We start from the raw sequence: 12,877 nt of genomic DNA, 5'->3' as shown, positions 1-12,877 counted from the left end.
TATGGCAATGATGTATACAAGAAAAAAACCTAGAGTCACCCGAAAGGAAACGGATAACTCTAGGCGGACAAAACAGCTTATTTGTCGTCAAGCAATTTAATAAAGTTAGCTGGAAGTGTGAACTGCTTATTATGAACCACTATACGGCGAAGCTCTTCCTCAAAGGAGCTAAGATCATCTTCATCATCGTCTTTAATTTCCTTTATATCCCGGTGCAGACGCTCCATTTGCAGATCAAGGGCATGAGCGGCATCCGCCGCATTTTTAAGTTCACGAGTCATACTCTCAGGTACTGATTTATTATATTTATAAAAGATTTTATGTTCGAGGCTTGCCCAGAAATCCATAGCAATGGTACGAATTTGAACTTCTACACAGACAAGCTCCTGGCGATCGGACATAAAAACAGGGACTTGAATCAGCAAGTGAAGACTCTGATATCCGTTAGGTTTAGGGTTCTTAATATAATCCTTTACCTCAAGGACCGTTAGATCATCCTGCTTCTGAAGCATCTCACTAACATGATAGATATCAGAGATAAAAGAACAGGTGATCCGCAGACCAGCGATGTCTTTAATACAATTTTTCACTGAATCCAGCGATAATTCACCATTTTTGCGCAGCATCTTGTTCATGATACTTTCTGGAGACTTAATACGCGATTTGGTATGTTCAATGGGGCTGTAATCATGCAGAGACTGAAACTCCTGTTTTAGGATCTCAATCTTCGTTTCCATCTCATCCAATGCAAATTTATAAATTAACATGAAACGAGTGATATCGTGCTTAAGCTTCTTAAATTGTTCGATTTGATTCTCGGGGGTCATTATCTCATTTCTCCTCTTGTAGCGTTTCTCTATATTTATCATAGCCAATCCACTAGTGAATTTCAAATTCAGCGGTAATGTAGCCATAATCCAAACCTCACACTTCGTTTGATTACGTACCTTTTGCGCCGCGAATCCACTTGCGAAGTCGCTATAGGACCCAGTTGACCTTATACACAGTATAATCCCATAATCGGGATGCTATCGGACTCCATAATCGCTATTGGCAAAAAAACACAAAATATGAACCTCTTCATAAGAAATAACGTCACTGGAGTCCGAAACCCTGCTCAAACGGAGATAAACCTAAGAACCAAACCCATGATGCCCAAGCAACTAAAGTAACCCAAATAACCAAACTAGCTAAAGCCCCTCAATATGTTACGGACCGTATTGCAGCTATTTGCGCTTTTTGGTCATTTTCACAGAAGTATCGGACCGTATAGCTCTTATCACCATGTAACAGTGCAGAATCGGTGTGGTTATGAGTAAATAGCTGCAATATAGTCCGATAGCTCGCCTAAAACGTTCGAAATGGAGAAATAAGGTCAGCTGAGTCCGAGCGGTAAAGGTCATGCAGAAACTAATGCCTGATTTCGGTTGGTTTACGTCCAGGAACACAGTGTACCCGACCGAGTACCCGATCATTAAACTGAAAGTTTCATTATTCAGTTGAGCTGTTTCCACTTTTGCTCAAGCGTTTGCGGAACATACTCCTTCAAAAGAGTCAAGAGTTCCAACGGCTCGTTGGATACGTTTAGCAGACTTAGATGCGAAGAATTAGAGAAGCCTTCTTGGATACTGTTATGTATCAGATTCATCAGAGGATCAAAATAATTCCTGATATTTAGAACCCCTACCGGCTTCTTGTGTATGCCAATTTGTGACCAGCACAAAACCTCAAAGAGCTCCTCATACGTTCCAAACCCTCCAGGTAAAGCAATAAAGCCATCTGCCAGCTCTCCCATTTTTGCTTTACGGCCATGCATATCCTCTACCTCTATCAACTGCGTTAACTCTCTATGTACCATTTCCCCATTAAATAATCCTCTAGGCATTACCCCGATTACCTCGCCTCCACCATTCAAAACAGCATTAGCGACCTCACCCATTAATCCGATTTTTGAACCACCGTAAATTAAACGATAATTATGCATAGCCATGTAGTTACCAAGTTCAACAGCTTTAGCTTTATAATCCTCATGCACCCCTAAATTCGATCCTGCGAAAACACATATTGATTTCAAAATCTCATCTCCAAACTATATATTGATAATGTCCGCTATCTAATATACTATATGTTGGAGTATAAATCATGTGAAAGATTAAGGAGTGCTACATAATATGGAAATTAACGATGTGCAGAAATGGATTAATCATTTTTATGGAGAACGAGGCTGGACTACTTATGGTCCTTTTATAAGAGTCGGATTCTTAATGGAAGAGACAGGTGAAGTCGCACGAGCTGTACGCTCCTATGAAATCGGCAGAGATCGACCGGATGAATCGACTCGTACTCCAGAGCAACTGAAAAACGACTTGATTGAGGAAGTCGGGGATGTTCTCGGAAATATCGCATTGTTAGCTGACTTATATGGCATCACTTTAGAAGAGGCTTTTACTGCACATAAAGAAAAATTAGTGAAGCGATTTAATTCCTAGGGACGAAGTAATCCTAGAAAAAATAGGACTACAATCGGCAAGACCGAATTGTAGCCCTTGTTTATTTTACTCTTTAAGCCCTGTTAAGCTTTACCGCCTAAAGTATGATTCGAAATGGCTTTGATTATTGTTTCCCAATCATCCGGGTGGACTTCGTGGCCCGTTCCTTCCAGGGTTAGAAGCGACGCATTAGGAATTTCCGCCGCAAGCGCCAAGCCATGCTCTATAGGAAGCACCGTGTCTTCTGTGCCGTGGATAACCAAGGTAGGAACCATGATATTTTTTGCCTTGCCCTCGTAGCCGTCATCCCCTGTAAGAAGAGAATGATTAAACATGCTAAGCAAGTTGTTGGCACGTTTTATTTCTAGCCTTACTTGTTTATACGCTCTTTTCTCATCGAATTTATGTTTTGAACCACAGAGTATGCCGGAACCTGAAACCAAATAATTGGCTACCTCTTCCTCATTAGACCAATCCAGTGTTGCTCCATCTGCATGGAATGCGAGGATCCGCTCATCCATAGGAGGCAAGTTCCGATCATTATCGTCAGATTCGAAAAAACTTGATGCGATCAAGGTTAAGGTTAGAACTTTTTGCGGATGACGTGCAGCAAGGACTTGCGCAATCATTCCGCCTAAGGACATTCCAACGATATTTGCCTGTTCTATATTATAGGCGTCTAGTAACCCAGCAGCATCATTTGCCATGTCCATCACGGTATAATTGGAACTCCCAGGCTCATAAACAACGGAACGTCCAACATCCCGGTTATCATAACGAATAACGTAACGTCCGGTATCTGCTAATCGCTGACAGAACTCTTCATCCCAATAAACCATAGAACAGGTGGCACCCATAATCAGCAATATCGCAGGATTGCTAGGATTTCCAAAACTATCCGAACATATATCAATTCCGTTTACTTTTACTATTTTTTCGCTCATTGTTCATTCCTCATTTCATTCGAATTTTATCAATGAATGCACAGTTAAATAAGACTCAATACATTTTCAAAAAAATGGATGATGTCATCATTGAATTGCACCTCAAATTAACGTAAACGAATGAATTTGATAATCACGATAAGCACTCTCCTATTCCATATTGAAGGGTTTTTAACCCAATTTCGATTATAACACAAAAAAGCTATCCCCTGATTTTACGGATCAGGGAGATAGCCTCCTATTTATCGCCACAAAAATATTCGTTAAATAAATACCTCTTCAACAGTCAAATTACGCTCTTTAGATAAGTCTCTGAACGTAGTCTCATTTATTTTTACCAGAGGTTTGAAAATATCCAACGGATTATTCATAATAATCGTACCTTGCTCACCATTGCTAAGCTGAACGCTCTTACCCACAAAATTCGGCAATAAATGTCCGATCAGAGCTTGTACCGCATTTCCATTCAGCTTGCCAAATCCAAGCTCATGTACCTTGCGCAGAACGTTAATCAGGCCTTGTTTTGGTTGATTCGCTCTTCCTAAGGTCATGCCTACATAAGTATTTGCAACAGCAACAATCTGCGTATACGGATGCAAGTCCTGTTTACGGAGATTGTTAGGATAACCTGTACCATCCTCGAATTCATGATGCTGAAGCGCCACTAGTGCGGTCTTTTCGTCATTCATCGATTTAAGGATAATGTCGTATCCATACGTAGTATGACGTTTTAGTTCTTCTGATTCTTCGGGAGTTAAGTTATCCGTCTTATTTAAGATATGTGGAGCAATCTGGCTTTTTCCGATATCGTGCAAATAACCGGCTCTACTAATCTCAAATCTTTCGGCTTTTGTATGACCTAACCAAGTCGCTATGTAAAACGATAACAGTCCGACCTGCAATGAATGATTGTATGTACTGATATCATCACGTTCCAGCAGCAATAATAAAGAAACGACATCCTTTTGTTCATCCAATTTCTCCAGCAATGGCTGCAGCGTATTATCAACATCCGACTGCGTAAAGCTACCCTTGCTGAGTGCTTCCAGAAATATAGATTCATAGTTTTGGATGGCTTGATCAAAATTACCATCTATCCCTTGTACCACATTCATTTCTTCATTATCCAGCATCATCATGCGTGGTTCAATATCGACATAATCAATCTGATGCCTCATCAGGATGGTGATTTCTTCTCCGTAGACCACTGTCCCCTTCGGAAGCACGTGTAGGCCAACACTATTGAATGTATCTGTGATTAGACAATCGCCATGTTTGAGATCTGTGACATGAGCTTTCAAAATTCAGCACCCCTTACTATATGTAGGTATATTTTACCTTAAGGATAGCTAAATTCTTCCAAAGTAACAATATGGTTAAAGACTCATTAAAGCACTCGGTTAGTTCAAAAGACCCCCGCGACTTCAGCACCCCTAAATCTTTTTTTAGAGATTAAGCCTTACATTTATCCGTCTTACACACTACCTAGAAGGGATTGCTAAATTCAGCGATTACTTTCCCAATCAGCTTATCCTTCGACACAAATGGAGTATCCCACAGATGAGCATCATAGCTTATATTCCGGTTATCTCCGAGAAAAAAATAATGATCGGCGGGTACCGTAACCGGTCCAAAAGTGTAATCCATCTGTTCATTGAGGTAAGGTTCGTTAACCTTCGCTCCGTTTCGGTAAAGTGCGCCATCTTTAATTTCCAAGGTATCTCCAGGCAGCCCCATTAGCCTTTTTACATATCTTTTATTCTCATCACCAGCTACAGGTGGCGTAAATACAACAATATCTCCATGCTCCAGTGTGGTCATCCATAACATTTTCTCAACAATTAAGCGATCATTGATTTGAATCGTTGGGATCATAGAGCCCGTTGGAACTCTCATGGCTTCAGCAACATAGGTTCTAACAAACAAAGAAATAACCACTGCGATCACAATACTCGGCAACCATTGCTTCATAAATTTCAACATTATTGCTCACCTCACATTCATATTATAGAGTCAAACTTTTTTAGCTGGTTCATATTCAGTTCATATTGTCGTCATGTATAGTTCATCTTCATCGGGTAAGCTTTCTTTAGCAACTCATGAAGGTAGCTAGAATAAAGCGATTAGAACAGGAGAAGATGCGATTGAAACCAGAAGAAGAGGTTATAAAAAAAAGGATGAATAAACCGCTGAAAATTATACTTATTTCCTTAGGGGCTTTAGCTACTGCAATAGTACTTTTTCTAGTGACTGTTTTTGTCGCTAATATTTTCCTCAATAAATCGGACCAAGCTAAAATAAAACCCTATGGTCAGTCTGTAAGCGTCGATGGTAAAAATATGAATGTTTTGATTCAAGGAAATGGTGAAGAGACAATCGTGCTCTTACCTGGTTATGGAACGGTGGCACCGGGACTTGATTTTAAGCTGTTAATAGATGAACTATCTCCATTTTACAAAGTTGTCGTGGTTGAGCCTTTCGGTTATGGATTAAGTGATAGAACTGAAAAAGAACGAACTACGGAAAATATTGTAAGTGAAATTCATGAAGCTGTAAAGCAGCTTAATATTGACCGTTATATTCTAATGGCACACTCTATTTCCGGTATGTACAGTTTGAATTATGTGAACAAATATCCAAACGAAGTGAGTGCATTTGTCGGGATTGATAACAGTATTGCAACGGAAGACAGAATAGGTGTTAAAGTACCAACAGGAAAATTAAAACTACTTAGAAAATCAGGCTTGGGCAGATTGTTATTTAAATCAAGTGGAAATCCCTATGCTGAATTGCCGTTTGATGATGAAACTAAAGAACAATTGAGATTGCTTACGCTTAGAAACACTTATAATTACACTAACTTAAATGAAGTGGAAAATATGTCTTCTAATTATAAAGGGGCTCTAAATTCAACTTTTCCAAAGGATCTCCCCCTTTTGCTCTTTGTTCAAGGGGATGATACTCTCTTAAAAGATTGGATATCATTGCATGAAGAGCAAGTCAAAAATTCCGTACAAGGAAAATTGGTAAAACTTGATGCAGGACATTATCTGCACCATACCAAATCAAAAGAAATCGCTGAAAATTTCAAGACGTTTATGGAAGAAATAAAATAAAAAGCGTTTCTTCTATTCTCCATGCTGCGGTCATCATGTGCAAGTTTCCTTGCATTTCATGACGCAGCATTTTTTTCTTAGTATTTAAATCTCGAACCGCTCAATAATTCGATTCATTTCCCCATCAACATCAATTGAAGTATTCTTAGGAATATGAATGACGAACAAACCGCCAAAGATCAACTCACATTTGCCTTCATTCTCTATAATTCTATGTTTAAAAGCTGCAATGGCCGTTGAATCAACAGCTTCTTTACTAAGCAGCCAAGCGTATCTTTTGAAAGGAGATTTCTGAACAGTCTCTTGGTAATAATAGACTCCATTTTCTTCCTTCACCTGTATAATATCTCCCATTGTAACAGCCGGATTAAAAATCGGTGTCTCTTCAATTCGAAATTTATCTTTGCCAAATGGAGTAACATCGAGGATTTCTATTTCACGGCCATCTGCGTTGAAGCAGATATGGATTCCGGACGATTCTAGCATCGGCACACCTCTATCCTTGTTCAATATCTAATCTTGTTCATTCTAAATAACACAAAACAAAGTAAATACATTAGACTCGTAATCCCGAACAACCTAAAGATTCCGGGTGTTAATAACATATATAAACTGTAGGGAAAACTCCAGATAAATGCAAGCAGCATTAGCCGACTTCTGTTTAAAAAGACACCTATTGCTAATAACCCCGCCGGTAATAACAACATGATTATACTAATCACAAGAGTGGAGCGATTCGTAATCTCAGCATAAGGATTGATGAATATAAAAATTAGCCATAAAAAAACGGTCATCAAACTGGACACATAACCTATTAGTTTAATGATTGTTAAATTTATGGATGACTCCATCCTATCACCTCAATTCTTTCGCAATAATTCTCTCCAGCCACTTCCATGGAAGCAGCGTTTTGCCTAAAATTAAGATTCGCGTACCTTTGCCGATAGGATAACGTAGACGCGGTGCTTTCATTTCGGTAATACGACCGATAAGATTAGCCACTTGACTAGGGTCAGGCGCTGTCTCAGCAGTATGTTTGGAATATCGTAGTACAGCGTCAAGACGCGCTTTATACGGAGAATCCTCCTTACGTCGAATTTGCTCCATGCCTTTTCCCCATATCGGTGTACGGAAGGAGCCCGGTTCAATTAATACCACCCTTATTCCATAAGGGGACATTTCATGACGCAGGCTTTCGCTGAAGCCTTCAACAGCAAATTTAGAAGCTGCATAAGGCGCATAACCTGGAAATCCGGATAATCCACTTACACTTCCCACATTAATAATCGTGCCGCTCTGCTGTTCTCGCATAATGGGCAGCACAGCTGTTGTCACAGCCACTAATCCAAAAAAGTTCGTCTCCATTTGCCGCCGCCATTCCGGCATAGATATTTCTTCTATGAAACCGCCAATGGCAAAACCTGCATTATTGACTAGAACATCAATTCTTCCAAATGTTTCGTGTACTGAAGATATTGCTGTCTCTATAGAATCGCTGTCAGTTACATCCATGGTCATTAAATGAAGCTGCTTTAAAATTCCTGCCTGCTCTGCCTGCTGCACCAGCTCGCCTTTACGGCTTAAATCACGCATGGTTGCTATCACCTTAAACCCCTGTCCAGCTAATTTGAGCGCTGTCAGCAGTCCAAATCCACTGGAGGTTCCGGTAATCAGAGCCACTCGATCGTGCCCATACTCTAGATGTGAACTCATATTTACTCCCCTTTGTATTTCACAATTATAAAAACAAGCAAACAAATGTTCTATTGTTCATTGACTATCCATTAATTTCAAGTTATAGTAAGAGCATCTTTTATATTTCTGTGCGGGAGAAGCACCTCGCAAGACAGGCGTCAATGCCTATCTTGGAGGTGCTTTTTTGCGTATATTAACTAATTCATTAAGGAGCTGAGAGGAATGTTTAAGCCAAAAAACACCGTCAGATGTAGAACGAACATTTTCAGAATTAGGGATTTAAAATGGGTGGCTCAATTAGTGCTGGTAGCAGCTTTCTTAACCTGTAACCTCACACTTGTGTCTGCTGCTACTGGCTGGGATTCCGCGCTGGATGACATTAACAGTCTTCATGATAATTATACCGCGCTTCAAGCCACCCTCAAGACAGATAACTCAAAAATTCAGAAGTTACGCAAACAGAATAATGACGCTCTGAAATCTATTCGTACCGTCATACAGTCAACAGATCAAGCACTGTTAAGCCGCTTATCTTCAGAAGCCAGCTCAGTTCAGAAGAAACATGCTCCCCTTCTGGAACAATACAGCACACTCAGTAAACAGTCTACCGCAGCCAAGAAAGCTAAAGACTTGAAAACAGTCACATTGCTGGATCTGAAGCGTAATAAACTAAAGGCTGCTGTAACCCTCGCCCGAGCCGAAATTAAGACAAAGACAACCGCTTTGGCAGCCGCTCGCAAGCAAACCGCTGCTAAGCTAAAACCCGTCAAAGATGCGTTGGCACCCATCACTGCTTTAAAGAAACAAATAACTGCCGAGAGTAAGAATCTCGCTGCCACGCAGAAAGTACGCGCGGAAGCTGACAAACAATATAAAGCAGCTGTTAAGCAAGGAGATGCAGTTAGAGCCGCCACAGAATTGAAATCATCCTATGAGCAAATGAAACGAATTCATTCCATGCAGCAGAATATTTACAGCTGGGAACAGAAGATTTCGCTAGCACTACGAGCAGCAGAATCTAAACTTCCCTAATGATTATGATTCGCCCCCACCGGCTCAAATCAGCTTCACTAACATACTAATTAATTGGGCTGCAGGCACAATTAGGAGCTGAGCAAATATAGTGCCTACAAATCGTGAACCCATCAATACCACATATATTTTTCCTAGCTGATCACGGTATTCTACATTTTCAGTAGCCTTATGGGTAATAAGACCAAGCTGTGGGTCGATAAATATGGTCAGCAGAATAGTCGCCATACCGTTAATCAGTCCGGAAGCTTGAGAAGCAGTCGTGCTATATTGAGGCATTAGATGAGCAGCGTACAAAGATGATATGACACCTACGGTGTAAAAGGCTGTAACAAAAACATTCATCACAATAAAACGTTTAGGAATCCCCAGGTATCTGAAGTTATATAAGTTCACTTTTGGTTTTCTTATGTATTTTCTTGTGTTCTTAAGTTGCCCGATCGTCACACTGGTAAGCAGTTTTGGGATAGAACCTTCGATTTCAAGCTTAGAGATGATTCTCCCAAACAAGCCTACAAAGGTAGGGAACACAGCAATGGCAATTAAAGTCCCTAATGAAGAAGCCAATAATATAATTCTCAAGTAATTAAGAAGTGGAAAATCGGAATGTATTTTGGCATAATCTACGAATTTAGCCGTCAGTGGAGCTTGGATCATATTTGCAGTTCTTGAGACGAGAACAATAATGCCTGTGAGAGATAACGCAATGGCTATCTTGTTCAGCTTCACTCCGGCGTATCGTACCGAATACGATAAGGTTTCTGCCGTGTGAATAATCATCGTAAGCAAGCATACCACAATCAAACTATTTACCATTTAAAGGTTCCTCTCCAATAAACACTATTTATTATTTCGGTGCACCTTTTGGTGAAAGTATTGATCCAATCCATAACAAAGGGCAATGCCCACTAAATATCTAACAAGGTCGATCCACAGGAATCCTTTTCCGAGAATTAGACCACCCAATACTGTAGAACGGATGCTGTTGATCCACTCCGCTTGATACAGCTGGCTAAATTCTATGCCGAAGCTAAACACCAAACTCCATACAAAGGCGAGCCTTAGCTTTTGATTTACCAGTAGAACCCGAAACATAAAATAAACCATACTGCCCCAAAGCGCATCTCCGAAATGTCTAGATACAAACAAAGGCAGCTGATCCGTGCATACTCTAGAGCTTAACCCCAATACAATAACAACGAGGCAGATACAAGTATAAAAAAGTCTTTCTTTCAAATCATTGATCCTCATTTCCAACCTCTATCCAGCTTCTGACTTAAAATTAATGCTTGCGATAATACTAATCATTGCGATATAAAACGGATAAATAATCATGGCCCCTATTATGATCAGTCCTGTTACCGGTGCAGGTTTATCTGCAGGTTCTGTGATTGGGAACCAGGTTGCGAATAAACTAATGAATAGAATCAAATAGGGAAACCATAGGATCGTAGTGAAATACATGGATTTTTTTCCGCTCAAATATTTTTTTGTAAGCCAAATAAATACTATAGAAGATAATAAAAATAAAACAAGCTTGAAGATAAACAGCAAGGTATCTACTTTTCCCAGCTCCAAGCCGGAAATTCTGCTGATTCGATAAATATTCAATGGCAGCTCTATTACAACAAACAACATAAAGGCATAAAGTACGCTTAGTGCATTCAGCTTTATAAAATATTTCATCTGTTCAGCACTTCGGAGTCCCACAGCCGCTCCACATGGGTAAGCTCCAATTCTTCAAATTCCAGCTTATAAATATCCGGCTTGGACGTTTGTTCAAAGAACTCATATCCATACTTCTTATCGAAGTAGTTCAGGATAATGGTCATGATATTCCCGTGCGTACCTAATGCGATTTTTCCGCCTTTATGCTGTTGAATTAATTGCTTGATAACAGGAATTGCACGCTCTTGTGCTTCCTGGGTACTCTCTCCATCCGGCATTTTATATTGCTTGTCGTTGAACGATGTCCGAATGCCCTGCAGAAAATCATCTTCACTGATTTCAATCTCGACACTTCCGATTGCTCGTTCTCTGAGTTCTTCATACAGTTCAATCTCTTGGTTCGAAGCTTCTGCCAAATATTTAATTGTCTCTACGGCTCGTCTATATGGGCTGGATACAAAATATGTAATTTCCTCCTCCGTCAAAAGCTCTTTGATTCTATAAGCGTCTGCGTGTCCTTTTTCGGATAATCCCCGTTCCCGCTCATTCCCTAATACAAAAGGTGACACTGCATGTCTAACCATATAAATGTATGTCTTCATGAGGCACTCCTCTCAGTCACTCAAATATCGTTGCAGTCTTCTCTCGGTCTTTTATAAAAATCTCTCTAGGATAAAGAATTGCAATCTCTGGCAGCTCGTTCTCTTTGAAAAATTTAAATTCTTCGATCTCCCCATCTATAGCTCTAAGCGTTCCTCTGATGATAGAGCACTCAAATACAATAACCGTATATTCTACCTGATCGCCATTACTATATTCGTATCTATATTTCGCTCCACCAAAAACACCTAAAATCGACGTAGGATGAACCATCAACCCTGTCTCTTCATATACCTCTCTGCGTAAGGTTCTTCCAGGACGCTCCCCTGGCTCAATCGCTCCCGCAGGCAATCCCCACAAAGATTCTCCTGGCTTGCGGATGAACAGAATCTCATCCTCTTTATTTCTTACTACTGCAGCTACGGAAGGCATCATTAATAATTCTGAGCCCACTTTCCCACGAATCCCTTGATAGTACTCAGACATCGGCATATTGATCATCCATCCTCTCCGTAAATGGGTTTATAATCTTTCTTTTAAAAAGCTGATCACGTTTATTTTCTCACCGTCTGGCTGAACATTACATTGAGATAACTCGACATTAAACCGCTCACCTGTCTCTATTAGTTCAATCGTTTGGCATACATATTCGATCTTCCCAGGACTACTACTCCATGCATCTCTTGTATCATCCTTTACCCAATGAAGCTCTTTACCATTAGAATAGAAATCATGAATTAACCGTCCACTATCCGTGGTTGGCTCAATCAACATCAGGTTATCCCCTTTACCTTCACTAAACCTTTGAACGGTTTCTTTCATCCTGTTTAAATCTTTTTGATCAAAATGTATTAAAATATCATCATGTTTAGACTCATCTGAGCCTGTCTCACCTAGATCGGCCGCCAATACGCCTACAAGCACAGCAATCATAAATAACTGCACAATGATTATCCATGTTCTAAATTTCATAGTTCCCCCTAAATTCTTTCCTTGGACTTCCCAAAAACCCACTATATGTATATTAGACATCACTATGAAGGAATCCTTTAGATTTCACAATATGCATAGCCGTGGACAAAAAAAGCTTCCGAACTCAAAAAATGCTGAGCTCCGGAAGCAGTTACAATGAGGTGAGTCTTAGTGTTTACCTTTTGTGCCAGCAAGCTGTACGATCATAATGACAAGAACGAGCAAAGCAATGAGCTGATCAATACTCATCTGCGTCCGCCTCCTATCCCAAATGAAGGATGGCTCATCGGACGGCATTTCCTCTCCCAAGGACACTGCTTCGTTCCCCTTATACACACTATGTATCCTGCAGCCTATTTAT

Annotated in this window: 17 protein-coding genes; 3 read left to right on the top strand and 14 right to left on the bottom strand. The window is 40.2% G+C overall.

Annotated elements, in window-relative coordinates:
* Positions 1-77: 77 nt before the first annotated feature.
* Entirely contained in the window at positions 78-827 is a 750-nt protein-coding gene (locus tag NYE58_RS13805; protein WP_076130330.1) for a GTP pyrophosphokinase, read from the bottom strand.
* Between the two features lie 668 nt (positions 828-1,495).
* Positions 1,496-2,074 (bottom strand): LOG family protein, encoded by a 579-nt coding sequence (locus tag NYE58_RS13800; RefSeq protein WP_076193859.1) that lies wholly within the window; start codon positions 2,072-2,074, stop codon positions 1,496-1,498.
* Between the two features lie 97 nt (positions 2,075-2,171).
* Between NYE58_RS13800 and NYE58_RS13795 the strand changes: the two genes are divergently transcribed.
* On the top strand, positions 2,172-2,489 hold the full coding sequence (locus NYE58_RS13795; RefSeq protein ID WP_341002072.1) for a MazG-like family protein: 318 nt from the start codon (positions 2,172-2,174) through the stop codon (positions 2,487-2,489).
* 83 nt (positions 2,490-2,572) lie between these two features.
* Here NYE58_RS13795 and NYE58_RS13790 read toward each other — a convergent pair whose 3' ends face one another.
* The 3 genes from NYE58_RS13790 to lepB form a co-directional block, all read right to left on the bottom strand.
* Positions 2,573-3,433, bottom strand: a complete 861-nt coding sequence (locus NYE58_RS13790) for an alpha/beta fold hydrolase (protein WP_076277967.1) — start codon at positions 3,431-3,433, stop codon at positions 2,573-2,575.
* 263 nt (positions 3,434-3,696) lie between these two features.
* Positions 3,697-4,734, bottom strand: coding sequence for an HD-GYP domain-containing protein (locus tag NYE58_RS13785; RefSeq protein WP_341002071.1), 1,038 nt, complete (start codon positions 4,732-4,734; stop codon positions 3,697-3,699).
* A gap of 184 nt (positions 4,735-4,918) precedes the next feature.
* A complete protein-coding gene (gene lepB, locus NYE58_RS13780; RefSeq protein WP_076130335.1) occupies positions 4,919-5,416 on the bottom strand; it encodes a signal peptidase I in 498 nt (165 codons plus the stop codon).
* A gap of 155 nt (positions 5,417-5,571) precedes the next feature.
* Between lepB and NYE58_RS13775 the strand changes: the two genes are divergently transcribed.
* Positions 5,572-6,549 carry an alpha/beta hydrolase gene (locus tag NYE58_RS13775; protein WP_341004260.1) on the top strand — a complete coding sequence of 326 codons (978 nt, stop codon included), beginning with the start codon at positions 5,572-5,574 and terminating at the stop codon, positions 6,547-6,549.
* 84 nt (positions 6,550-6,633) lie between these two features.
* Here NYE58_RS13775 and NYE58_RS13770 read toward each other — a convergent pair whose 3' ends face one another.
* Both NYE58_RS13770 and NYE58_RS13765 read right to left on the bottom strand, forming a co-directional pair.
* A complete protein-coding gene (locus NYE58_RS13770) occupies positions 6,634-7,035 on the bottom strand; it encodes a DUF4265 domain-containing protein (RefSeq protein WP_076130337.1) in 402 nt (133 codons plus the stop codon).
* A 369-nt stretch (positions 7,036-7,404) separates the two neighbouring features.
* Positions 7,405-8,262, bottom strand: coding sequence for an SDR family oxidoreductase (locus NYE58_RS13765; RefSeq protein ID WP_076218741.1), 858 nt, complete (start codon positions 8,260-8,262; stop codon positions 7,405-7,407).
* A 204-nt stretch (positions 8,263-8,466) separates the two neighbouring features.
* Between NYE58_RS13765 and NYE58_RS13760 the strand changes: the two genes are divergently transcribed.
* The gene (locus NYE58_RS13760) at positions 8,467-9,276 is read left to right on the top strand and encodes a hypothetical protein (RefSeq protein ID WP_341002068.1); all 810 of its coding nucleotides are present in this window, start codon (positions 8,467-8,469) and stop codon (positions 9,274-9,276) included.
* Between the two features lie 24 nt (positions 9,277-9,300).
* On the opposite strand, the gene NYE58_RS13755 is transcribed toward NYE58_RS13760, so the two are convergent.
* The 7 genes from NYE58_RS13755 to NYE58_RS13725 all read right to left on the bottom strand — a co-directional run bounded on the left by NYE58_RS13755 (position 9,301) and on the right by NYE58_RS13725 (position 12,831).
* A complete protein-coding gene (locus tag NYE58_RS13755; RefSeq protein ID WP_036689792.1) occupies positions 9,301-10,092 on the bottom strand; it encodes a lipid II flippase Amj family protein in 792 nt (263 codons plus the stop codon).
* A gap of 24 nt (positions 10,093-10,116) precedes the next feature.
* Complete coding sequence (locus NYE58_RS13750) at positions 10,117-10,512, bottom strand: ribosomal maturation YjgA family protein (protein WP_339173318.1); 396 nt, start codon at positions 10,510-10,512, stop codon at positions 10,117-10,119.
* A gap of 24 nt (positions 10,513-10,536) precedes the next feature.
* Complete coding sequence (locus NYE58_RS13745) at positions 10,537-10,962, bottom strand: hypothetical protein (RefSeq protein WP_076130341.1); 426 nt, start codon at positions 10,960-10,962, stop codon at positions 10,537-10,539.
* Entirely contained in the window at positions 10,959-11,546 is a 588-nt protein-coding gene (locus tag NYE58_RS13740; RefSeq protein WP_312151377.1) for a histidine phosphatase family protein, read from the bottom strand. The genes NYE58_RS13745 and NYE58_RS13740 overlap by 4 nt, the downstream gene beginning before the upstream one ends.
* 16 nt (positions 11,547-11,562) lie before the next feature.
* Complete coding sequence (locus NYE58_RS13735) at positions 11,563-12,036, bottom strand: NUDIX domain-containing protein (protein WP_076130372.1); 474 nt, start codon at positions 12,034-12,036, stop codon at positions 11,563-11,565.
* A gap of 30 nt (positions 12,037-12,066) precedes the next feature.
* Complete coding sequence (locus NYE58_RS13730) at positions 12,067-12,516, bottom strand: DUF4362 domain-containing protein (RefSeq protein WP_076218745.1); 450 nt, start codon at positions 12,514-12,516, stop codon at positions 12,067-12,069.
* Positions 12,517-12,684: 168 nt separating this feature from the next.
* Complete coding sequence (locus tag NYE58_RS13725) at positions 12,685-12,831, bottom strand: hypothetical protein (protein WP_155288116.1); 147 nt, start codon at positions 12,829-12,831, stop codon at positions 12,685-12,687.
* Positions 12,832-12,877: the final 46 nt, after the last annotated feature.

It is taken from the genome of Paenibacillus sp. FSL L8-0708 (assembly GCF_038009325.1).
GTDB lineage: Bacteria > Bacillota > Bacilli > Paenibacillales > Paenibacillaceae > Paenibacillus_AQ > Paenibacillus_AQ odorifer.
Note: the sequence above shows the minus strand (reverse complement) of the source record. Positions and strands in the feature narration are given on the sequence as shown.